The sequence below is a fragment of the Pectobacterium artocarpous genome, assembly GCF_046159765.1.
In the GTDB taxonomy this organism is placed as follows: domain Bacteria; phylum Pseudomonadota; class Gammaproteobacteria; order Enterobacterales; family Enterobacteriaceae; genus Pectobacterium.
Genome location: NZ_JBJXVK010000019.1, coordinates 49330 through 70778 on the forward strand (window position 1 = coordinate 49330; position 21449 = coordinate 70778).

Sequence of the window (21449 nt, forward strand, 5' to 3'; positions counted from 1 at the left end):
ATAAGGATATAAGAGAATGTCTGTAACATACGAAGATATCATTCAGGATTATTTTTTTAGCAAACCATTGCGACCTGCCACAGAGGTAAGCTACAGGAAAGTGCTGAATCTTTTTTTACGGTTCACGGGGGAGAATGTTTTACCTGCGGATGTAGATCGCCATACTGTGCTCAGTTGGCGCAGGCATTTACTGAATGAACGCCAACTTTCATCCATCACATGGAATAACCGTGTAGCCCATATGCGTGCCATATTTAACCATGCGATGAAATATAATTTTGTGCAAATGAAAGAGAATCCGTTTAACAGCGTAGTGGCCAGACCGGACGTTAAGCGCAAAAAAACACTATCAGAAGAACAGATCCGAAAAATCTATCTGGCAATGGAAGCCAGAGAAGAAAAAGAGTTTGAGGATTGTGATTTCCGTAGCGCCCTACGTCCAGCCTGGTTCTGGCTGACTGTCATTGATACGTTGCGTTTTACGGGAATGAGGCAGAATCAACTGCTTCATATCCGATTGGGCGATGTCAATCTGGATGAAGGATGGATAAACCTGCGGCCAGAAGCTTCCAAAAATCATAAAGAGCATATCGTCCCAATCACGACATTACTCAGACCACGACTGGAGCGACTTTATAATGCTGCACTTAACCAGGATGCGAAAATGGGGGATCAACTTTTCAACGTTCACCTGTTTAAAGGGCGGAAAAGCAATATGGCTAAAACCATGGCACCTCCACCGATTCGGGCCTTCTTTCGCCGCTTGTCAGTGGAATGCCGCTGCACGATAAGCCCACATCGATTCAGGCATACGATCGCCACGGAGATGATGAAGTCACCAGATCGCAATCTCAAGATTGTTCAGTCGCTTCTGGGACATTCGACGGTCAATGTGACGCTGGAGTATGTTGAAGGGAATATGGATATTGTCAGAAACGCACTGGAGCAGGAGTTCGGCAGGAAAGGGGGGCGTTGTTCTGGCACAGTGTGATGAAAATATCGTAATTTTCTTTACACAAGATTGACACAAGCGATTTGGCACTGTAAAAATCCATTTCGGAAAGACGAGAGAAACCAGAGGCATCGTCCAAATGCCTCTGGTTCTTAAGTCCCGTATGTTCAACCTACGATGTAAATGCTCCAACCATCTACATGAAGACGATTCGGGTGCTTTTTTCATGCCCGTTAAGGATCTCATCTCTTAACGAACAGGCTCTGAAGAAGTGGTGCCCGGACTCGGAATCGAACCAAGGACACGGGGATTTTCAATCCTCTGCTCTACCGACTGAGCTATCCGGGCAACGGGGCGCATTAAACCGTATTGGTTGCACGGCGTCAACGGGTTTCTGTCACAAAGCGGAGCGCCTGCGCTATTTTCAGGCAATTGTATTATTTGCTAGCCAATTTTGGGCGATCCTTTCAGCATGCTTAGCACGGTAATGTTTCTTCCTGATGCGCGTGGCATGTTTCGTTGCACTTTTTACCACGTTGGAGGCGGGCTGGATTGTTGAATTTGATGAAGAATAATGCCACTATTGCGCGGTTTTTAACGTCTCGTTCACCTGAACGCCCCTTTAAGCGTAGTTAGCGTTAGCTAAAGAGGATCGCCGATATGTCAGATTCATTGCTCATGGTGCAAAACGCTCGCGCCAGTTCGTTGATGACGTCACTGTGCGTTTCTTCTTATCCCTGCGCCGTTTGTTTTTCTCCTCGTCGATTATCTCCCTTCACCATGCGGTGAAGCGTTCGTTCGCTCACTGTTAGGCATGAGTAAAAATAGAGTACGCCTCTGCTTTTACTGATGTCTATCGGATGGTGCTGGCTCCAGTTTTTCCATTCTTGGCCTACAGTCTACCTGTAGGGATCATACGCTTGTCGTTATTGATTGGCATTGTGATTGGTCGGGATTGTTATCCCTGAACGGTGTCTTCCAGGCACGTACACTTACCCTTAACCGTTTGGGTTTGGTTACATGAAACAGTTAAAAATTGCGGCGAATGCAGCGGTTGCCACCCGTTTAATTACAACGCGCGAGATTGTCGCGTTGAGTCAGACCGACTTCACCGACGTGGCGGCGGTCGTGGTTTCGATTGAGGAAGCCCGTAGCGGCATTCTGTCGATATTGCAGCACACGGGCTTTAGTATCCCGGCGTTTGTCGAGGAGCCTGATGAAGATAAAGAGTTAGATGTTCTGCCTGCGGACAGCGAATGGCTGATTCTTGATGACGACGGCGAGCACGCCAATGTGCTGGAGCGGGCGGCGAAAGCCTATCAGGATACGCTGTTGCCGCCGTTTTTCGATACGCTGACCAAATACGTCAACATGAGAAACACGACGTTTGCCTGCCCGGGGCATCAGGGCGGTCAGTTCTTCCGCAAGCACCCGGCGGGGCGTCAGTTTTTTGAGTTTTACGGCGAAAACGTTTTTCGTTCGGACATCTGTAACGCGGACGTCAAACTCGGTGATTTGCTGATCCATGAAGGGGCGGCGAAAAAGGCGCAGAAGCACGCCGCGCGCGTGTTTAACGCGGATAAAACCTATTTCGTGTTGAACGGTACCTCCTCCGCGAACAAAGTGGTGACGAATGCGCTGCTGGCGCGTGGCGATCTGGTCCTGTTTGACCGCAACAACCATAAATCCAACCATCACGGCGCGCTGATTCAGGCGGGCGCGACGCCGGTCTATCTGGAAACCGTGCGCAACCCGTTCGGCTTTATCGGCGGCGTGGATGCCCACTGTTTTGATGAAGCCTATCTGCGCAAGCTGATCGCGGAAGTCGCGCCGGAACGCGCTAATGAGCCGCGTCCGTTCCGTCTGGCCGTCATCCAGCTCGGCACCTATGATGGCACTATTTATAACGCACGTCAGGTGGTTGATAGCATCGGGCACCTGTGTGACTACATTCTGTTTGATTCCGCCTGGGTGGGTTACGAGCAGTTTATCCCAATGATGGAGCAGTGCTCGCCGCTGTTGCTGGATCTGAACGAGAACGATCCGGGGATTTTCGTGACCCAGTCGGTACATAAGCAGCAGGCGGGATTCTCCCAGACTTCGCAGATCCACAAGAAAGATACCCACATCAAAGGTCAGCGTCGTTTCTGCAACCATAAGCAGTTGAATAACGCCTTCATGTTACATGCCTCGACCAGTCCGTTCTACCCGCTGTTCGCCGCATTGGATATCAACGCCAAAATGCACGAAGGGGCGAGCGGGCGTCGTATGTGGATGGACTGCGTGAAGCTGGGCATCGAGGTGCGTAAGCAACTGCTGACGCGTTGTTCGTTCATCAAACCGTTTGTGCCCGTGACGGTAGGCGGCGCGCTCTGGCAGGATCACGATACGGAGACGATCGCCCAGGACGTGCGCTTCTTCAATTTTGAGCCGGGTGAGAAATGGCACGCTTTTGAAGGCTATGCGGAGGATCAGTACGTTATCGATCCTTGCAAGTTACTGCTAACAACGCTGGGTATTGATGCGATCAGCGGCGATTATACTGAATTTGGTATTCCGGCGACGATCCTTGCCAACTATCTGCGTGAGCACGGCATCATTCCTGAAAAATGCGACATGAACTCGATCCTATTCCTGTTAACGCCAGCGGAAGACGGCACCAAAATGCAGGAACTGGTGAATGCGCTGGTGCATTTTGAGACGCTGATCGCCCGTGATGCGCCGCTGAGTGAAGTGCTGCCCAGCCTGTATCAGAAATATAAAGAGCGCTACCGCGGTTACCGGCTGCGTCGGCTGTGTCAGGAAATGCATGATTTTTACGCTCAGCACAACGTGAAAGATCTGCAAAAAGCGATGTTCCGCAAAACCGAGTTTCCGTCCGTGGTGATGTTGCCGCAGGATGCTAACAGAGAGTTTGTGCGCGGGAATATCGAACTGGTTCCTATCGCCGAAGCGGAAGGGCGTATCGCGGCAGAAGGCGCATTGCCGTATCCCCCGGGCGTGCTGTGCGTTGTGCCGGGGGAAACCTGGGGCGGGGCGGTACAGCGCTATTTTCTGGCGCTGGAAGCGGGCATTAACCTGCTGCCGGGCTTCTCCCCAGAATTGCAGGGGGTCTATAGCGTCGCGGAAGAAGATGGCAGCAAGCGCTTGTACGGTTACGTAGTAGAACAGTAATTACGATACCTATAAGACACTCAGGCTCGGAAACGAGCCTGAGTTTTTTCTGTCTTAACGCAGATTGGATTCCTGCTGGTCGGCGAGCGCCACGGCTTCGCGCTGCTTTTTTAGCCCGCGCCAGCCGATAATCAGCATGATCGTCAATACCGGAATCGTCGCAACCGTCCAGGTGCCGTTCGGGTAATCAAACGCCATCAACCCCAACACGCTCACCAGAAAAGCCAGCGTCAGCCACGATGTCACGGGCGCACCGGGCATTTTGAACGCCACTGGCTTGGCTTTCCCCTGACGAATCGCTTTGCGCAACTGCATTTGGCACAGAATAATGAATGCCCAGGAACAGATAATACCGAGCGAGGCGATATTCAGGACGATCTCGAACACCTGTGACGGCACCACGTAGTTCAGCACCACGCCAATAATGTGGATGCCGACCGTGACCAAAATACCGGTATAGGGCACAGACTGCGTGCTCATTTTCGACAGGAACGCGGGCGCCGAGCCACCCAGCGACAGCGAGCGCAGGATGCGCCCCGTCGAGTACAGACCGGAGTTCAGACTGGACAGCGCGGCGGACAGGACCACGATATTCATGATCGTTCCGATATAGGGCACACCCAGTTTGCTGAAGAAGGTGACGAACGGGCTTTGTCCGGCCTGATAGGCGTTCCACGGCAGCAGGCAGACTAACAGCGCGACAGAACCGACGTAGAACAGGCCGATACGCCAGATGACGCTGTTGACCGCTTTCGGCAACACCTGCTCTGGATTTTTACATTCGCCTGCGGTGGTGCCAATGATCTCAATACCGGCAAAGGCAAATATCACCCCTTGAACCAGCACCAGCGCAGGTAGAATGCCGTGTGGGAACAGGCCGCCGTTGTCGGTAATCAGGTGCAGACCGGGCGTGTTGCCGTCCAGCGGGCTGCCCGTGCCGAGGTAGACCGTGCCGACCACCAGAAAAATGGCGATAGCCGCGACCTTAATCAGCGCAAACCAGAACTCCATTTCAGCAAACCACTTCACGCCGATCAGGTTCATCAGCGTGACGATGGACAGTGCACCCAGCGCGAACAGCCATTGAGGAACGTCGGCAAAGGTGCCCCAGTAGTGCATGTAGAGTGCGACGGCGGTGATGTCGACAATCCCGGTCATTGCCCAGTTAAGGAAGTACATCCAGCCTGCGACGTAGGAGGCTTTTTCACCCAGAAACTCACGAGAGTACGACACGAAGCTACCGCTGGTGGGGCGATGGACAATCAATTCGCCCAGCGCGCGCAGGATGAAAAAAGAGAAGATGCCGCAAACCAGATAGACCAGTGCCAGGGCTGGCCCTGCCATTTGCAGACGAGCCCCCGCACCAAGAAACAGCCCAGTGCCGATGGAGCCGCCAATCGCGATCATCTGTACGTGACGGTTGCCAAGACTTTGGTGATAACCCTTTTCGTGTAGACGTTGCGCGGCGGCATGATGCTCGTCATGAGGAGAGGAATGTTGTGTCATTGATGTCGGTGTTTTCCTGTCTGTCACGCATCCCTTGGCGACGCGCTTGCTATTATTGTTTAAAATTCAAATGATTACGTTTTATTCTGCGGTATTTTTATGTCGAACATCCCTGTCCGCCACCCTTTGGGCCGTTGCTGCGCAACGTTGAAAAACGCTCCCGGCGTTTTTTTATGGTGCGTTGAGCATGCTCAGCCGCATGGCAGAAAACAACGGCAGCGATGCTACCTTTTCCTGTGTGCTGTGGCAAAAAATGGATTGAAGGAAAGTGTGTCAGAGCATGATGGTGTGGGGATTTCGGGGCGTCATGCGGGGCACACTTCACCGCCCCGGTGATGTGATAAAGACCGGGACGGGATGAAAAGCAAGATGTGATGGGTTACGCGCCGATATCTGCGCGCGTTGGTCCCTGAAAATGGATGGCGTTGATATGGCAACTGCGCGGCTGGATGAGCACGAAACGCATGGTTTCCCATATCGAGCGGGCGTTTAGCAGGTGCTCGCCCATTTTTTCTCCGCTAGCGGGGCTGTCATCCAAGCCAGTGACCTCAAAATCTGGCGGATAAAATCCCGTCACGCGGATATTTTCCTGCGCGACATGATGCGCCAGATTCTGGCTAAAACCGCTCATGCCGTGCTTGGCGGCGAAGAAGGCGGGGTGGGCGATAGAGTCGTGGAACTGCGGCACACCGCAGACGGAAACCATCGCCAGAATATCGGCACCCTGTGAACGGCGTAAACTCGGCAATAACGCTTTGGTAAGCAGGATAGAACCGGTCAGGCCAGAGTTGATGGTGCTGACGATATCCGCATCGGTGTCTTCTTCCCCCAATGCGCCTTCAAGCCATTGGGCGGCGCTGAGTACCAGAATATCGACGGGCGTGCTGTCTTCCAGCAGTTGTGCGGAAAAATTGCTGACTGAATCGGGATTGGCAATATCGCACTGATACGCGCGTGCCATGCCGCCTTCCTGATGAATGATGTCGATGCTGGCCTGTGCATCGGCCAGTTTACGGGCGCAAAGATCGACTTTCACGCCTTCGCGAGCCAGCCAGACGGAGACTGCTTGTCCAAAGTCGCGGCCACCGCCGGTGACAACCGCGCGTTTACCTTTCAGCATCATGTGTTCCCTTGGTAAAGAATGTGCTTCCGTTGCTGCGTATCCGGTGACAGGGCGGGACGCAGCATGAATGCATTCGTTAGGTTTTCTGTGAATCGGCCTGCGCGGCGTCTTCTTCCGCCTGCCGTAAAATGGCTTTGGCAACCCACTGCGTAACATCCTGAATGCTGTCTTCTTCTAGATGCCAGATATCTTTCAACACCAGAAAAACCTCGGAACCGTAAATGAGCGATAAGGCATAAATCACCCGCTGGTGAGCTTGTGGTGTGATTTTTCCTTCCAGCGGTTCAGTCGCAATCTTGAGCAGACGTTTACGATTGCCGCGCGTCAAGGGGTCCGTATGGAGGCGATTAGAACGGCGGTCGGCCCATTGTTGCAGTGACAGATGCAAGGCGGCACGCAGCGCACCTTCATGCTCCAGCATCCTGGGGTAAGCAAAATGCAGCAGTTCGGCAACGCGTTCGCTGGCATCCGGTTGTGTCGGGTGCCACGCCAGAATGGGGCCGAGGCTTTCGCCGACCACGGCGGAGACTAACGCACTTTGCGTCGGAAAATAACGATAAGCCGTCGCGCGTGAAAGCTGAGCCGTCGCGGCAACATCGGTAATGGAGGGGAATATGCCTTGGTCGAACATATTCATAGCGGTATCAATCAATAAACGACGGGTTTTCGCCCGTGTTGATGTCAGTTTTTCATCCCGTTCAATCACATAGACCTCATTGAATTTTCGGGCCGGAAGCTATCGGGCAACACGGCGTTATCGCCAGAACTATAGCAAATTGCGTGATTCTTGTGCCACGTCAAGCTTTCTTACTGTTAATGTAATGTCGTACATAACATTTTGAGACTTTTGTCTCATTTGGGTGTTTAATGATTTGTCTTTATGATACTCAAGTCTCAATATGGCGATAAATTAATCTTGTCTGTTTTTGGTTTCTTGTAATTGTTATTTATATCAATCTGTTAATTGTTTCACTAATGGTGGGAGGGAGACCTGGTGGGAAGTAAAGTTGGCAGCGTTTATATTGCAAGTACAGCTGATACTAAAGGGAAAGAACAGATTTACGTTCGCGATTTAATCGCTGCGACAGGCTTGAAAACCGTCACGGTCGATCTGTCAACGGCACGTCTGTCAACGGATGCTCGGGTGTCAGAGGTGACCGATATCAGCGCAGAAACGGTGGCATCGTACCACTCACAGGGCGCGTCGGCGGTGTTTTGCCATGACAGAGGGCAGGCGATTGGTGCCATGGCCGTTGCGTTTGAGCACTTCATGCTGTCCCGTGATGATATTGCCGGGGTGATCGGGCTGGGCGGCTCCGGCGGTACGGCGTTGATCACGCCCGCGATGCAGGCATTACCGATTGGTATGCCGAAGCTGATGGTGTCGACGATGACTTCCGGTGATATTTCCGGTTACATCGGCGCCAGCGACATCAACATGATGTATTCCGTTACCGATGTTGCGGGGCTGAACCGCATTTCTCGTCAGGTTCTTGGCAACGCCGCGCACCAGATCGCTGGTGCCGTGAAGTTTAAGATTCAGGAACATCATGACGATAAGCCCGCGATTGGCCTGACCATGTTTGGCGTAACGACGCCGTGCATTCAGGAAGCCAATAAATTGCTTGAAGCGGAGTTTGACTGTCTGGTCTTTCACGCGACGGGCAGCGGCGGGAAAGCGATGGAAAAGCTGGTGGACAGCCATTTGCTCACAGGCGTGCTCGATCTCACGACGACGGAGGTGTGCGATTTACTGTTTGATGGCGTGCTGGCCTGCGGGCCGGAACGGTTTGACGCGATAGCCAAGACGCAGGTGCCTTATGTGGTGTCCTGCGGTGCGCTGGACATGGTGAATTTTGGCGCGCCCGCCAGCATACCGGAGAAATACGCGCATCGTCTGTTCTACAACCACAACGCACAGGTCACTCTGATGCGTACCACGATAGACGAAAATATCGTGATGGCGCGATGGATTGGGGAGAAGCTGAACCGCTGCGAAGGCGAGGTGCGCTTCCTGATTCCGGAAGGTGGTTTCTCCGCGCTGGATGCGCCAGATCAGGCATTCTGGCATCCGGAAGCGCGTGACGCGTTTATCAGCACGCTGGAGAGCGTCGTTCAGCAAACGGCAAGACGACAGATTATTCGTCTGCCTTTCCATATTAACGATCCTTTATTTGCCCACGCGGCTGTCGATGCGTTTCGGGCTTTAGTGAAATAAGAAGGGAAAAGTATGAAGTCAGGCATGAATCGTCAGGCGTTGCTGGCAAAATTCCGCGAAATGATCGCGCGCCGCGAGCCGATTATCGGCGGTGGCTCGGGAACAGGGCTTTCCGCGAAATGTGAAGAAGCGGGCGGCATCGATCTGATCGTGATCTACAACTCCGGGCGCTATCGCATGGCAGGGAGAGGTTCGCTGGCTGGCCTATTGGCTTACGGCAACGCGAATGAGATCGTCGTGGATATGGCGAAAGAAGTGCTACCGGTTGTGAAGCATACGCCGGTGCTGGCGGGCGTAAACGGGACCGATCCTTTCTGTCAGTTTGATAAATTTCTGGATGACCTGAAAGCGCTGGGTTTCTCTGGTGTGCAGAACTTCCCAACCGTTGGCCTGATTGACGGTAATTTCCGTGCCAACCTCGAAGAAACCGGGATGGGGTATGCGCTGGAAGTGGACATGATTCGTCTGGCGCACGAAAAAGACATGCTGACAACGCCTTATGTGTTCAGTGCGGCAGATGCGGTCGCGATGACGAAAGCGGGCGCGGACATCATTGTCCCGCACATGGGGTTAACCACCGGCGGCAACATTGGTGCGGAAACGGCGCTAAATCTTGCAGACTGTGTGCCGTTGATTAATCACTGGGCGGATGAGGCGAAGGCGATACGTAAGGATGTGATTGTGCTGTGCCACGGCGGGCCGATTTCAACACCGCAGGATGCGCAGTTCATTATGGATCACTGCCCGCAATGTGATGGTTTTTACGGTGCCAGCTCGATGGAGCGGCTGCCGACAGAAACCGCATTAACGGCTACTACACAGCAATTCAAAAAAATTAAGCGTTAACATACTTTTTGGCTCTCTATCTGCTGATGTCCCAACGCTGGAACAAAGGCGGGTAATTTTTGCGCCAATATCAGGGAATACGGCCAGCAGATGCTGGCCGCAGTTTTTTGTGTCCTACAGATTTATGTACCACCCAATTTGTGTACCACAGAGAGGTACTCAATAGCGTTTTAGGTCGCACAGGGATGAAAGTCATTGTTATAACTGCCATTTTTCACAGTGCAGAAACTTCGGAGAAATAGGCATGACATGGCGTATCACGATCGGATTAGTCACGAACTTATTACTCAGCTTTGCCGTTATGGCAAACGCTGGCATTGGCTTTCAACAAATAACGCTAGCGGATGAGGCCAATAACAGGCCGTTAGACGTCGCCGTATTTTATCCGGTTTCGTCATCCTCACAGGCCACAACCATGGGTGACAATGCCGTTTTTCCCGGCATAGCGGTGAGTAAAAACGCCGTTCCTGAATCCGGTGATCATCCCTTGATCGTGGTTTCACACGGCTATGGCGGGAGTTGGTTTAATCAACTCTGGCTGGCACAGGCGTTGGTTAAACAAGGCTATATTGTTGCCGCGCCTAATCACCCAGGAACGACCACTAAAGATATGCGGGTTGAGAAGGCTCAGGAATTATGGCTACGACCCAACGATATTAGCCGCGTTATTACCGCTTTACTCGCTGCCCCAGAAAAAACGGGGCGTGTTGATGCGCAGCGTATTGCCGCAGTTGGTCATTCGCTGGGGGGATGGACGGTATTGGCGTTAGCGGGTGGGCGTTTTAGCACTCAGCAATTTGAGCGTGATTGTCTGACGCATGTGGGGCTGGCGTCCTGCAAAGCCTATGACAAGATGCAGGTCGCAAAGAATGCGTCATCACGCGCACAGCTTGATAAGCCACTCGCGGATCCACGTATCAGCGCTGTGATTTCGCTGGATATGGGGCTGGCGCGAGGGATTACCGCCGAGAGTCTGGCGGCAATAAATATTCCTGTCTTGATTATGGCTGCGGGGTATCCCAATGAGGAACTGCCTGCTGAGCTTGAATCTCACGAGTTGGCGAAGAAATTGCCGCCAGCACATTCAGCGTATAAGGAAATAGCTGACGCGACGCATTTTAGCTTCATGCAGCTTTGTAAACCGGGCGCTGTTGAAATTATCAATGCCGAAAACCCAGGGGACGGCATGATTTGTCTCGATGGCGGTGCGCGTTCGCGTGAGCTGATTCATCAGGACGTTGTGAAGGACGTCAGAGAGTTTCTTCAGGCGGCGTGGCGGAGGCCGTAGCCTGTTCCTGAAGTGGGTACTGACTACGCCAGACGCTGGGGCTCGTGCCCGTGAGTCGCAAAAACTCGCGGTTGAAGTTTGATTTAGTCTGAAACCCGCTGTCCAGCATGATATCCGTGATTCGGGCATCGGTTTGGCTGAGGAGGCGCTTCGCCTCCTCTATGCGGTATTCGTTCATCACCTGCGAAAAGTTACGACCGTGAACGCGGTTGATGGTTTCGGACAAGCGCCGGAGCGGTATGCCCATGCGCCTGCTCAGGCGTTGAAGCGTCATGTTAGGGTCGGAGTAGAGCGCGTGAGTGCGGATGAAATCGTCTAACGTTTTTGCGAGCTGGTGCTCGTCTTCGGTGGCGGGCGGTGCTTCCGCTTTCTGGTCAGCAGGCGGTGCAAGCCCTGCTTGGGGCGTTGTGCGGTGTGTGACGATCAGCAGGGTCAATATCGCCAGCATGACAAAGTGGAATGCGGTGATGATGGTCGTCGCGCGACTGCCGCGGTAGAAAGCGATATCCAGTGCAATCACCGTATCGATAGCGCCGGAGAGCAGCACATACAGCCCGGCGATAAACGGTGCGTTTTTCCACCGGTCAGGGGGCGTTTTCAGGCGACGCGCGGTGTAAATCAGCGCTGACCCATAACCGAAGTAAATACTCACCAGCATCAGATCGATGAGCGGAACGGGCGTTCTGCTCTGGATAGCGCTGGTGCCAAGAATGAGCAAAGGCGCTAACAGGTGCCGGAGAGCACGGAGACATCTGCGGGTTTTGTCGTGATGAAAAAGGCAAAGCCATAACAGTGATGGAATCGATGCGGCGATAGCGGGTTGGATAAACCAGGGTAAGACAACATGGACGCTCCAGCGTAACGCGACCAGCGTCAGGGCAAGACAGCTCACGCCGATGAATAGCGCCTCTGCTTTGGGATTGCGCCTTTCAGCCTCTTTATTCTGCCTGTCCAGAAAACGGATGCGAAAAAATAAAATAGCCAACAGAAGTGCGGTGATAAACGGTAGGGGAATCGCGGTCATTGTATTCGTCAGAAACGTTTTTTATGAATATCGTTTTTAGCAAGCCGGTCTGATAAAGCCGCGCTGCCGGAGTCAATCCGATCGCGCGGCGTTTTGTGGCACGCGTGAATTAACGGCGATAATTTTTCTGCGCCGTGTTCACTTTGTATAGATAGCGGCGTGATTCGCCAGACGGGTGCTTCGTCGTCAGCGTTTGATAAACATCGCTCGGCGACATGCTATTGATAATGCCTACGGCGCGATCCCGATCGCTAGAGAATACGCGCAGTACGCTGCCTGCGCCACCGTTATACGCGGTGATAACGGCATAGCGTTTCGAGGTTGGGTTTTCAATACCGGCCAGATAGCTGTTCTTCAGAATAGACAGATAGGCCGTCCCCGCGTCAATATTGTTTTCCGGGTCAAACAGGTAGCTGCGGCTCGGTTGCCCCCATTTCCCTTTCATCTTGAAGACGTCGCGCCCTGCGCTGTGCTGTACCACCTGCATCAGACCCAGCGCATCAGAACGGCTGACGGCGTAAGGGTTGAAGCTGGATTCTGTCTGCATAATCGCCAGAATCAGCGACTCTTCAATGCCGTAACGCTCGGAAGCCTTACGCACCAGCGGCAGGTATTTGTGTGCACGCTTGTCCAGATGGTTAGGGACGAGCTGGATCGTGACCGACCAGATAACGTGCAGGCCAGAGGTGCGTTTTTGCAGACGGTTCTGGAGCAGGTAATCCGCGAAGCTGGCGGCACGGCCTTCCCAGCGAATCGGCTGTTCGGTGTTATCCAGTACCTGCCCGTACAGCAGCGGTTCGCGGCTGATCTGGATATCGTTCGCGTCGGAATACAGATCGGTGTTAGTGGCGTCATCGCCCATCAGTAGGGTAGTGATAATCGCCTGACGCAGGCTGGCGATGGAGTTGGTCGCCGAAATCGTTTCGATGGTGATTGAACCTGCATCAAAGTTGATGTGGCTACGTGTCTGATATTGATCGGTGTATTTAACGTAGTCTTTCGGACCGGCGATCAGTACTTCATTCATCCCCCAGATATTTTCGATGTTGTGGGCAAATTGCCCCATCAAAATATCGAAGGCGTTGGTGTCCTTGATAAACTCTTCGTTGTCGGCATTCCCTTTGTTTCCCGAACAGGAAACCAGCAGTGGTGCAATTACCAGCAGCGCTAACATTTTCTTCATATAACAAGCCGTGTCGGAATGGGGACGTAAGCGGGCCCGAAGACCCGCCATTTTAGTGACTCGGAGGCGTATAGCCTTCGATGTGTACGTCCTTCCCTTCAAACAGGAATTTGATCATTTCCTGTTCCAGCAGTTTACGATCGTCAACATTCATCATGCTGAGTTTCTTCTCGTTGATCAGCATGGTTTGTTTGGTTTGCCACTGCGCCCAGGCGTCTTTAGAGATTTCGTTATAGATGCGCTTGCCCAGATCGCCGGGATAGAGTTGGAAATCCTGCCCTTCGGCGTCGCGTTGTAAAAAAGTACAAAAAATCGTTCTGCTCATGCTTCTTCCTCATCAATGGCGCAGGCATTCAAACGTGTAGACTGCGGGTGAGCCAGCTCCCTCAGTAGGCGTTCTACCGGGGCGGCCAGTCCGACAGACGGCGGCTGCGCTAAGTTATACCAGAGACCTGCATCGTCATCCATGCAGGACCTGTTTTGTGAGCGATCGGTCTGTGATACGTCCAGCCAGAGCGGAACGATATCCAGATGAAAATGGCTGAATGTATGGCGGAACGCGACAAGCTGTTGCAATCCATCAGGATTCAGACCGCGTTGTTGCAGCCAGAGTTCCAATTCCCGACGTTCGCTGAACTGCGGAAAGCAAAATAGCCCGCCCCACAGGCCTACGGCGGGGCGCTGTTGCAGCCAGACCTGAGAACCCTGCTGCATCAACAGGAACCAGCCGGTTTTCTCCGGCAGCGTCAGTTTTGGTTTCTTACCGGGATATTGTGCCCAGCTGTGGTTGGCATAGGCCATGCAGCCCGTGCTCAGCGGGCACAGCTCACACTTGGGGCGGCTGCGGGTACAGACCATCGCTCCGAGATCCATCATCGCCTGATTAAACTGGCTGACGCCCTCGGCTGGTGTAACGTCTTCACTCCGCGCCCACAGTTTCTTTTCGATCTCTTTCTTTCCCGGCCAGCCGTCAACGGCGTAGCAGCGTGCCAGCACGCGCTTCACGTTGCCGTCGAGAATCGGGTAATGCTGGCCGAGAGAAAGCGACAATACGGCGCCGGCGGTGGAGCGCCCGACGCCCGGCAGCGCTGCGACTTCATCAAACGTGGTGGGGAAGTCGCCACCGTGGCGTGACACGATGGTCTGGGCCGCTTTGTGCAGGTTGCGCGCACGGGCGTAGTAGCCCAGCCCGGTCCATAAGTGGAGCACTTCGTCCAGCGGCGCTGCCGCCAGCGCGCTCACGTTTGGAAAACGTTCCATAAAGCGTTGGAAATAGGGAATAACCGTGGTGACCTGCGTTTGTTGCAACATCACTTCGGATAGCCATACTTTATAGGGAGTTTTATCAAGCTGCCACGGCAGAGTTTTGCGGCCATAGCGTTGATACCAGTCCAGCACCTGATGGGCGAACTGTTGCGCTTGCATCATAAAATGGGGTCACTATCCGACAGGTAAAAAGTTTGACAGCGATTCCAGCACAGAGTGAATGTGCTGTAAACCGGAACTTTCCGAGGCAGTGGGCTTGATAAACCACGGTATCCTTGCATAATGCGCGTTTCCTTAACGAAATCGGACAGCAAGTAAGCACTCTTTATGATTAACAACGTCATTTCACCGGAATTTGATGAAAATGGGCGCCCGATGCGTCGTATCCGCAGTTTTGTCCGCCGTCAGGGGCGCTTGACCAACGGGCAACAGCTGGCGCTGGATAATTACTGGCCGGTGATGGGCGTGGAATATCAGACCGAGCAGGTAGATTTCAACGCGCTATTTGGTCGTGACGCGCCAGTGGTGCTGGAAATTGGTTTTGGGATGGGGGCCTCGCTGGTGACCATGGCGGCACAGCATCCCGAGCAGAATTTCCTCGGTATTGAAGTTCACCTTCCAGGTGTGGGGGCGTGCCTCGCTTCCGCACAAGAGGCGGGCATCAACAATCTGCGCGTAATGTGTCACGATGCGATCGATGTGCTGATGAAGATGATCCCAGAGGGGTCACTGTCCATGGTTCAACTTTTCTTCCCCGATCCGTGGCACAAAGCCCGCCATAATAAACGCCGTATCGTTCAGGTGCCTTTCGTCGAACTGGTACAGAGTAAGCTGAAAGTTGGCGGCGTGTTCCATATGGCAACAGATTGGGAACCTTATGCGCAACATATGCTCGAAGTGATGACGTCTGTCGCCGGGTACCGCAACCTTTCCGATAAGAATGACTATGTTGAGCGGCCGGATTCGCGTCCGCTGACGAAATTTGAAGCGCGCGGCCAGCGTTTGGGGCATGGCGTATGGGATCTGATGTTTGAGAGGATAAAATAAAATGGCACAAGCTCGTAGCCGTCGTTTACGTAAAAAACTGCACATTGATGAGTTTCAGGAATTAGGCTTTTCGGTCAGCTTTCGCTTTCCTGAAGGCACTAACGTGGAAGACATCGATCGACTGATGGATAAGTTCGTCGATGAGGTGATTGAACCACAGGGGCTGGCATTTGAAGGCAGCGGTTATCTGCACTGGGAAGGTCTCATCTGCCTGCAAAAACTGGGTCACTGTACCGAAGAGCACCGCCAACTGGTTAGCCGCTGGTTGGAAGAGCAGAAACTGACAGATGTGAAAGTCAGCGATCTGTTCGACATCTGGTGGGATCTGCCAGAAAACCTGCTGTAATTTTTGCTTCTGTAAAAACAGAAAGGCCTTGGTTTACGCCAACGCGTTGATCTAAGCAAAAAAATGCCTGAGCTGATTTTGGCTCAGGTGTTATCCGCCTCATCAAAGGGTACATCGCCGCTTTCCCGCCACTGCCGTTGTTTTCTTCAGGAGAAAATATGTCGCGTAAAATGACCTTAGGTTTATGGATGTTGCTGTCCTGGCAAGCACAGGCAGCTTACCAGTGCAATGTGAACCCGCAGGACGACATCATTATCAGTCCGCAGCACGTACAGGTCGTGGGGGCCAGCGGCAATTTACAGCTTTCCCCGCAGGGCGATATCGTCCGCAACGGTACGCCGCTGACCCTGAACGGCGAACAGCGCCAGAAGGCCAAAGCCTATCAGGCGGATTTACGCCAGCAGTTGCCGTGGATCGATCAGGGGGCGCAGCAGCATCTGGAAAAGGCGCGAGTTGCGCTGGATAACGTGATCGTGCAGGAGCTCGGCAGTGACAGCAATGTGCGTAATCGTCTGACGACGCTGGATAAACAGCTCAAACAGCAGATGAACCGTATTATCGAACACCGCAGTGATGGTCTGACGCTCCACCATCAGGCGATTAAGCAGGTTGAGCAAGATGGCAAACAGATCGTGCAGCAAAGCATGGGCGGTGTCTTGCAGGATAGCCTGAACGAGATGGGCGTAAAACAGATGTCTAGCGGCGGTAACCCGTTACAGGCGATGATGGGCAACCTCGGTGGTTTGCAGAAAGCGATTCAGGCCGAGTGGAATAATCAGGAACTGGAGTTCCAGCGTTTTGGTAATGACGTATGCAGCCGCGTTACATCGTTAGAAAATCAGCGCAAGAGCCTGTTGCAGACGCTGAAATAAGCGTTCTGCGCTTGTTCACAGATTAAAGAAAACCGGGCAGTGCCCGGTTTTTTTGCGTTTACGGTGCCGGGAACGTGAACCGACGGTGGATCGCTTCCAGTTCATCAAGGACCTCGCCGTCCAGCGTCAGGTTTTGGCTGTCGAGGTTGATTTGCAACTGTTCCAGCGTGGTCGCGCCCAGCAGCGTACTGGCGACGAACGGCTGCTGGCGCACAAACGCCAATGCCATTTGCGCCGGATTCAGACCGTGCTTTTGCGCCAGCGCCACGTATTCGGCAACCGCTGCCTGAGCCTGCGGGCCCGTATAGCGGGTGAAGCGGCTAAACAACGTGTTGCGTGCGTTAGCGGGTTTTGCACCATTCAGGTATTTACCCGTCAGCGTACCGAATGCCAGTGACGAGTAGGCGAGAAGTTCTACGCCTTCATACTGGCTGATTTCCGCTAAACCGACTTCAAAACTGCGGTTCAGCAGACTGTAGGGGTTCTGAATCGAGACGATGCGCGGCAGATCGTGTTTTTCCGCCAGATGCAGATAGCGCATCACGCCCCACGGGGTTTCGTTGGAGACACCGACGTAGCGAATCTTACCAGCACGTACCTGTTCATTCAGGGCTTCTAGCGTTTCCAGCAGCGTAACGGCCGGTTTATCGTCAGTATATTGATAGTTCAGCTTGCCAAAACAGTTGGTCTGGCGCTGGGGCCAATGCAACTGATAGAGGTCGATATAGTCGGTGTTCAAGCGTTGTAGGCTGGCATCCAGCGCAGCACGGATATTTTTTCTGTCCAGTGCCTGCTGTGGGCGGATGCTGTGATCGTTTCCGCGCACAGGGCCGGAGACTTTGCTCGCCACAATCAGTTTTTCACGGCCGCCACGGGATTTCAGCCAGGAACCGATATAGCTCTCGGTTAACCCCTGTGTTTCCGGGCGTGGAGGAACGGCGTACATTTCTGCTGTGTCAATCAGGTTAACACCTGCGGCAATGGCGTGATCTAACTGGGCATGAGCGTCTGCTTCGCTGTTCTGTTCGCCAAAGGTCATCGTACCAAGACCCAGCACGCTCACTTCTAAAGAACTATGGGGAATACGGTGATATTGCATTGCCAGCTTCCTTATGTCTGAAAATAGCAGGTGTATTTCTCCTCATTTCCGCATGATTTTTTGCGATTCCAATGAGTTTGGGAGAACACACCTGAATTTGACTATAACGAAGCCGTGGCGAGTGGGGAAGCCCCTTCTGCTGCCCTTTAGCAGGATTCTGCCAGAGCGCGTAGCCCGATGGGGGGGAATATCGGGCTAATGTTGCCGTTAGCGCTGCACGATCTGGGAGATTTGGTCGCTGTTGATCTGTTTCTGATTACCTTGCTCATCGATATAGCTGAGCAGCCCGGTATCTTTATCCAGCACGGGTTTTCCCTGCGTCAGTAGCATTTGCCCTTCTTTTGTCGCCATCACGTAATCACTGGAACAGCCCGCAAGGGTAAATAATAACGCCAGTGTGACTGCCATTTTCATCCGTACTTTCATCGTATTAACCCGTTAATAAATGCAAAACTTAAGTGAGTCTAGCAAAGGGTTGCGAGGGATAACGTAGGAATAATGGAAAAATGCGTGTTGAGGACGTTAATTGTGTGTAACCAGGCGGCAATTTACCGCCCGGTTAAGCTGTTTGTCGCGAAAGCGTGCGCGATACGACGATTAATGTACCGTTTTATCTTTTCTACTGCGCAGCAGATTCAGCGCTTCAACAGACATCGAGAAGAACATCGCAAAGTAGATGTAGCCTTTCGGTACGTGAATGTCGAAGCTTTCCAGAATCAGGGTGAACCCGACCAGAATCAGGAACGACAAGGCCAGCATTTTTACGGACGGATGGCGTTCGACAAATTCGCCGATAGGGCGCGCAGAGAACATCATCACGAGAACGGCAATAACCACGGCGGCCATCATAATGAACAGATGGTCAGACAGGCCGACAGCGGTGATAACAGAGTCCAGACTGAAGATAATATCCAGCAACATGATCTGCACAATCGCGCCAAAGAAAGAGTACACCTTGGACGTGTGTTCTTCTGAACCGCCTTCGACGGTTTCGTGAATTTCCATGCTCGATTTCCAGATCAGGAAGAGTCCCCCGAAGAACAGGATCAGGTCGCGCGTGGAAATTTCATTGTCGAGTACGGTAAACAGCGGTTCGGTCAAACGCATGACCCAGGCAATGGAGGCGAGCAGTCCCAAACGCATTAACATCGCACCCATCAACCCGATACGGCGAGCTTTGTTTTGTTGGGCTTTAGGCAGTTTGGCAACAACCAAAGACAGGAAAATAATGTTATCGATCCCAAGAACGATTTCCAGAATAGTCAGCGTTCCCAATGCCAACCATGCGTTCGGATCAACAATCCAATCAAACATTATATCAATACACCTTAAACGAAACGTAAACGGTATTATACTCCGCCAGCTCGGTGCGTAGGCAAGCGAAAGTGTGATGTCGTAGAGATATACTTGTCATACTTTGCATCGCGGCCCGTATCTGGCATCCCTTTTGCTCTGGTTTTTTATCTGGGTCGGTGTCAGGCTTTTGCTGATCAACTCCCTTGTTGTACGACTGCGGCGTACAAGGTTAGTGTACGACGAAGTATCGTCCTGATGAAGCATAGCGCTAATGAAACTCAGTTGCTGATCTGCATAAAATGGCGGGTCAGCAACGGCGCAGTAAAGGTCTTTTTCAGGTAGAACCCGCGTGGTAAGGTCAGAATCGGCTGACCAAATTCGCCAATGGCTTCTGTTAAAGCCCGGCTATTTGCCGCTTTAGGTCGTAATTGCAGGACTTCGCCATGTCGGGCGGTGATGCTTTCTACCCGTCCAAGCACGATCAGATCCATCAACTCCTCCCAATCGCAGCGCAATTGTTCCTCTTCTTCCTCATTGGGACTCCAGATGAGCGGTGTGCCAATACGACGTTCCCCCAGCGGAATGTGTCGCGAGCCTTCCACGGGAATCCATAGCACTCGCGCAAGCTTATGTCGTACGTGGCTGCTTTCCCACGTAACGCCGCTGTTACCTGTTAACGGCGCGACACAGACGAAGGTGGTTTCCAGCGGTTTACCCTGTTCATCAATCGGAATGGTTTTTAGCTCAACGCCGATGTCGGGGAAATCCTGCTCGGGTTTGCTGCCTGCGCTTGCCCCCAGAAAACGTTCCAGCAAGACGCCAATCCAGCCTTTATCGCGTTTCAGGTTGGCGGGAAGGGGCAGGCGAGCGATGTCCGCTAATTCCGCGAGATTATAACCCGCAAGGGATTGCGCACGTTCCAGCAAGGCTTGCTCATGTGGCGGCGCAGTCGTGTGAACCGTGGGTAAATTCATAGCGTATAGCCCGATATTTTTCCGCTCAAAAAAAAAACACAACAGATAAGGAATACCCATACACAGCCTGCGAGACTGTGAAGAAAAACAATAATAGCATGATTTGTAGCGCTTTTTTTCAGTGTGATGGCGATCACTACACACAGTTTTGCAAACTGTGCACGACTAGCCACCGACAATAAACAGGATCTTACACTAGGTTATCCACAGATTTCTTGGATAACCCACATAAACATGAATCACTGGTTCGATTTACAGCCTTGACGCCCGGCCTTTTTGCTGTCTTTGCCTATTTATTGCCTGAGTTTGAAGCATTCCCTGTGGATAAAATCGACGTAGCGCGATCTTTAGCCAATCTTGCATTGTATGTCATTTAAACAAGAATCAAGGGGTCGCCATTACCAGTGACATAATTTGTAATTATATGAATATAAAACACTATTTTTTATTTTGTAGTGATTTTTTTTCTTCATCAAAAATGAGTTTTACTCACTTCTTCATGGGTTCTGCACAAAGATGTCCACAGAAAAAGTGAATAAATTGCGGATTCCTGTCTTCACGTGTTTATAACTTTGATCTTATCTGTGGGTTATCTTAATTTTATTAGTATCACATGCTTTCTAAGCAGTGGTTTACCGCCTGACGGGAGTGTGAAACAATCAGGTCATCTTTGCATTGATGTTTATCGAGGTAGTCCGGTGATCGATGATGATGGCTACCGCCCAAACGTTGGTATTGTAATTTGTAATCGGCAGGGGCAGGTGATGTGGGCCCGGCGCTATGGTCAGCACTCCTGGCAGTTTCCGCAGGGGGGGATTAACCCCGGTGAAAGTCCTGAGCAGGCGATGTACCGCGAACTGTTTGAAGAGGTCGGGTTAAGAAAAAAGGATGTGCGCGTGTTGGCATCTACCCGCAACTGGTTACGCTATAAATTACCAAAGCGTTTGGTGCGTTGGGATACAAAACCGGTCTGTATCGGCCAGAAGCAGAAATGGTTTTTGCTACAGTTGATGTGTAATGAGTCGGATATCAATATGCAGAGCAGCGGCACGCCGGAGTTTGATGGCTGGCGCTGGGTGAGCTACTGGTATCCGGTACGGCAGGTCGTCTCTTTTAAGCGAGATGTGTATCGTCGCGTGATGAAGGAATTTATCAATCCGGTGATATTGCTTCAGGAGAGTGTTGCGGCTCGGATGACAACCCCATCTGGTCCTCGGCGAAAAAGAGGGTAATTC

The 21449-nt window shown here is 52.4% G+C and carries 20 protein-coding genes and 1 tRNA gene; 9 read left to right on the forward strand and 12 right to left on the reverse strand.

Annotated features, from left to right (window positions below; translation table 11 throughout):
* Positions 1 to 16 precede the first annotated feature (16 nt).
* The gene (locus ACKQAD_RS13420) at positions 17 to 991 is read left to right on the forward strand and encodes a tyrosine-type recombinase/integrase (protein WP_409160627.1); all 975 of its coding nucleotides are present in this window, start codon (positions 17 to 19) and stop codon (positions 989 to 991) included.
* Positions 992 to 1224: 233 nt separating this feature from the next.
* On the opposite strand, the gene ACKQAD_RS13425 is transcribed toward ACKQAD_RS13420, so the two are convergent.
* Positions 1225 to 1300: transfer RNA gene (locus ACKQAD_RS13425), tRNA-Phe, on the reverse strand.
* A 672-nt stretch (positions 1301 to 1972) separates the two neighbouring features.
* On the opposite strand from ACKQAD_RS13425, the gene ACKQAD_RS13430 reads away from it, so the two are divergent.
* On the forward strand, positions 1973 to 4126 hold the full coding sequence (locus ACKQAD_RS13430) for an ornithine decarboxylase (protein ID WP_409160628.1): 2154 nt from the start codon (positions 1973 to 1975) through the stop codon (positions 4124 to 4126).
* 54 nt (positions 4127 to 4180) lie between these two features.
* Here the strand turns inward: ACKQAD_RS13430 and ansP are convergent, their stop codons facing one another.
* From ansP to ACKQAD_RS13445, 3 genes are all read right to left on the reverse strand, one after another.
* Positions 4181 to 5632: an L-asparagine permease gene (ansP, locus tag ACKQAD_RS13435; protein ID WP_409160629.1), complete on the reverse strand. Its 1452-nt coding sequence runs from the start codon at positions 5630 to 5632 to the stop codon at positions 4181 to 4183.
* A 379-nt stretch (positions 5633 to 6011) separates the two neighbouring features.
* The gene (locus tag ACKQAD_RS13440; protein WP_409160664.1) at positions 6012 to 6752 is read right to left on the reverse strand and encodes an SDR family oxidoreductase; all 741 of its coding nucleotides are present in this window, start codon (positions 6750 to 6752) and stop codon (positions 6012 to 6014) included.
* A 79-nt stretch (positions 6753 to 6831) separates the two neighbouring features.
* Positions 6832 to 7461, reverse strand: coding sequence for a TetR/AcrR family transcriptional regulator (locus tag ACKQAD_RS13445; protein ID WP_409160630.1), 630 nt, complete (start codon positions 7459 to 7461; stop codon positions 6832 to 6834).
* Positions 7462 to 7749: 288 nt separating this feature from the next.
* On the opposite strand from ACKQAD_RS13445, the gene ACKQAD_RS13450 reads away from it, so the two are divergent.
* The 3 genes from ACKQAD_RS13450 (at position 7750) to ACKQAD_RS13460 (ending at position 11107) form a co-directional block, all read left to right on the forward strand.
* On the forward strand, positions 7750 to 8973 hold the full coding sequence (locus ACKQAD_RS13450) for a Tm-1-like ATP-binding domain-containing protein (protein WP_409160631.1): 1224 nt from the start codon (positions 7750 to 7752) through the stop codon (positions 8971 to 8973).
* Positions 8974 to 8985: 12 nt separating this feature from the next.
* Entirely contained in the window at positions 8986 to 9819 is an 834-nt protein-coding gene (locus tag ACKQAD_RS13455) for a phosphoenolpyruvate hydrolase family protein (protein ID WP_409160632.1), read from the forward strand.
* Between the two features lie 244 nt (positions 9820 to 10063).
* Positions 10064 to 11107, forward strand: coding sequence for an alpha/beta hydrolase family protein (locus ACKQAD_RS13460; protein WP_409160633.1), 1044 nt, complete (start codon positions 10064 to 10066; stop codon positions 11105 to 11107).
* Here ACKQAD_RS13460 and ACKQAD_RS13465 read toward each other — a convergent pair.
* The 4 genes from ACKQAD_RS13465 to mutY all read right to left on the reverse strand — a co-directional run bounded on the left by ACKQAD_RS13465 (position 11070) and on the right by mutY (position 14742).
* On the reverse strand, positions 11070 to 12131 hold the full coding sequence (locus tag ACKQAD_RS13465; protein WP_409160634.1) for a helix-turn-helix domain-containing protein: 1062 nt from the start codon (positions 12129 to 12131) through the stop codon (positions 11070 to 11072). The two genes, ACKQAD_RS13460 and ACKQAD_RS13465, sit on opposite strands and share 38 nt — an antisense overlap.
* A 109-nt stretch (positions 12132 to 12240) precedes the next feature.
* Complete coding sequence (gene mltC, locus ACKQAD_RS13470; protein ID WP_409160635.1) at positions 12241 to 13314, reverse strand: membrane-bound lytic murein transglycosylase MltC; 1074 nt, start codon at positions 13312 to 13314, stop codon at positions 12241 to 12243.
* A 52-nt stretch (positions 13315 to 13366) separates the two neighbouring features.
* Positions 13367 to 13639, reverse strand: coding sequence for an oxidative damage protection protein (locus ACKQAD_RS13475; protein WP_225087105.1), 273 nt, complete (start codon positions 13637 to 13639; stop codon positions 13367 to 13369).
* The gene (mutY, locus tag ACKQAD_RS13480) at positions 13636 to 14742 is read right to left on the reverse strand and encodes an A/G-specific adenine glycosylase (protein ID WP_409160636.1); all 1107 of its coding nucleotides are present in this window, start codon (positions 14740 to 14742) and stop codon (positions 13636 to 13638) included. Before mutY ends, ACKQAD_RS13475 begins: the two co-directional genes overlap by 4 nt.
* A 165-nt stretch (positions 14743 to 14907) precedes the next feature.
* Here mutY and trmB point away from each other — a divergent pair, with 165 nt between their 5' ends.
* The 3 genes from trmB to ACKQAD_RS13495 all read left to right on the forward strand — a co-directional run bounded on the left by trmB (position 14908) and on the right by ACKQAD_RS13495 (position 16845).
* Positions 14908 to 15627 (forward strand): tRNA (guanosine(46)-N7)-methyltransferase TrmB, encoded by a 720-nt coding sequence (trmB, locus tag ACKQAD_RS13485; RefSeq protein WP_409160637.1) that lies wholly within the window; start codon positions 14908 to 14910, stop codon positions 15625 to 15627.
* A 1-nt stretch (position 15628) separates the two neighbouring features.
* The gene (locus tag ACKQAD_RS13490) at positions 15629 to 15973 is read left to right on the forward strand and encodes a YggL family protein (protein ID WP_271876392.1); all 345 of its coding nucleotides are present in this window, start codon (positions 15629 to 15631) and stop codon (positions 15971 to 15973) included.
* A 158-nt stretch (positions 15974 to 16131) separates the two neighbouring features.
* Positions 16132 to 16845 carry a YggN family protein gene (locus ACKQAD_RS13495; RefSeq protein WP_409160638.1) on the forward strand — a complete coding sequence of 238 codons (714 nt, stop codon included), beginning with the start codon at positions 16132 to 16134 and terminating at the stop codon, positions 16843 to 16845.
* Between the two features lie 58 nt (positions 16846 to 16903).
* Here ACKQAD_RS13495 and ACKQAD_RS13500 read toward each other — a convergent pair whose 3' ends face one another.
* From ACKQAD_RS13500 to mutH, 4 genes are all read right to left on the reverse strand, one after another.
* Positions 16904 to 17944 (reverse strand): NADP(H)-dependent aldo-keto reductase, encoded by a 1041-nt coding sequence (locus tag ACKQAD_RS13500; protein ID WP_409160639.1) that lies wholly within the window; start codon positions 17942 to 17944, stop codon positions 16904 to 16906.
* A 207-nt stretch (positions 17945 to 18151) separates the two neighbouring features.
* Complete coding sequence (locus tag ACKQAD_RS13505; protein WP_043881720.1) at positions 18152 to 18370, reverse strand: YgdI/YgdR family lipoprotein; 219 nt, start codon at positions 18368 to 18370, stop codon at positions 18152 to 18154.
* A 171-nt stretch (positions 18371 to 18541) separates the two neighbouring features.
* A complete protein-coding gene (locus ACKQAD_RS13510; RefSeq protein ID WP_409160640.1) occupies positions 18542 to 19258 on the reverse strand; it encodes a TerC family protein in 717 nt (238 codons plus the stop codon).
* A gap of 260 nt (positions 19259 to 19518) precedes the next feature.
* Positions 19519 to 20214 carry a DNA mismatch repair endonuclease MutH gene (mutH, locus tag ACKQAD_RS13515; RefSeq protein ID WP_409160641.1) on the reverse strand — a complete coding sequence of 232 codons (696 nt, stop codon included), beginning with the start codon at positions 20212 to 20214 and terminating at the stop codon, positions 19519 to 19521.
* 698 nt (positions 20215 to 20912) lie between these two features.
* Here mutH and rppH point away from each other — a divergent pair.
* Complete coding sequence (gene rppH / locus ACKQAD_RS13520) at positions 20913 to 21446, forward strand: RNA pyrophosphohydrolase (protein WP_409160642.1); 534 nt, start codon at positions 20913 to 20915, stop codon at positions 21444 to 21446.
* Positions 21447 to 21449: the final 3 nt, after the last annotated feature.

Excerpts from the sequence above, each read along its gene's own strand:
- ACKQAD_RS13420 (WP_409160627.1), top strand. The coding sequence starts at position 17 with ATGTCTGTAACATACGAAGATATCATTCAGGATTATTTTTTTAGCAAA.
- ACKQAD_RS13430 (WP_409160628.1), top strand. The coding sequence starts at position 1,973 with ATGAAACAGTTAAAAATTGCGGCGAATGCAGCGGTTGCCACCCGTTTA.
- ansP (WP_409160629.1), bottom strand. The coding sequence starts at position 5,632 with ATGACACAACATTCCTCTCCTCATGACGAGCATCATGCCGCCGCGCAA.
- ACKQAD_RS13440 (WP_409160664.1), bottom strand. The coding sequence starts at position 6,752 with ATGCTGAAAGGTAAACGCGCGGTTGTCACCGGCGGTGGCCGCGACTTT.
- ACKQAD_RS13455 (WP_409160632.1), top strand. The coding sequence starts at position 8,986 with ATGAAGTCAGGCATGAATCGTCAGGCGTTGCTGGCAAAATTCCGCGAA.
- ACKQAD_RS13460 (WP_409160633.1), top strand. The coding sequence starts at position 10,064 with ATGACATGGCGTATCACGATCGGATTAGTCACGAACTTATTACTCAGC.
- ACKQAD_RS13465 (WP_409160634.1), bottom strand. The coding sequence starts at position 12,131 with ATGACCGCGATTCCCCTACCGTTTATCACCGCACTTCTGTTGGCTATT.
- mltC (WP_409160635.1), bottom strand. The coding sequence starts at position 13,314 with ATGAAGAAAATGTTAGCGCTGCTGGTAATTGCACCACTGCTGGTTTCC.
- ACKQAD_RS13475 (WP_225087105.1), bottom strand. The coding sequence starts at position 13,639 with ATGAGCAGAACGATTTTTTGTACTTTTTTACAACGCGACGCCGAAGGG.
- mutY (WP_409160636.1), bottom strand. The coding sequence starts at position 14,742 with ATGATGCAAGCGCAACAGTTCGCCCATCAGGTGCTGGACTGGTATCAA.
- trmB (WP_409160637.1), top strand. The coding sequence starts at position 14,908 with ATGATTAACAACGTCATTTCACCGGAATTTGATGAAAATGGGCGCCCG.
- ACKQAD_RS13490 (WP_271876392.1), top strand. The coding sequence starts at position 15,629 with ATGGCACAAGCTCGTAGCCGTCGTTTACGTAAAAAACTGCACATTGAT.
- ACKQAD_RS13495 (WP_409160638.1), top strand. The coding sequence starts at position 16,132 with ATGTCGCGTAAAATGACCTTAGGTTTATGGATGTTGCTGTCCTGGCAA.
- ACKQAD_RS13500 (WP_409160639.1), bottom strand. The coding sequence starts at position 17,944 with ATGCAATATCACCGTATTCCCCATAGTTCTTTAGAAGTGAGCGTGCTG.
- ACKQAD_RS13505 (WP_043881720.1), bottom strand. The coding sequence starts at position 18,370 with ATGAAAGTACGGATGAAAATGGCAGTCACACTGGCGTTATTATTTACC.
- ACKQAD_RS13510 (WP_409160640.1), bottom strand. The coding sequence starts at position 19,258 with ATGTTTGATTGGATTGTTGATCCGAACGCATGGTTGGCATTGGGAACG.
- mutH (WP_409160641.1), bottom strand. The coding sequence starts at position 20,214 with ATGAATTTACCCACGGTTCACACGACTGCGCCGCCACATGAGCAAGCC.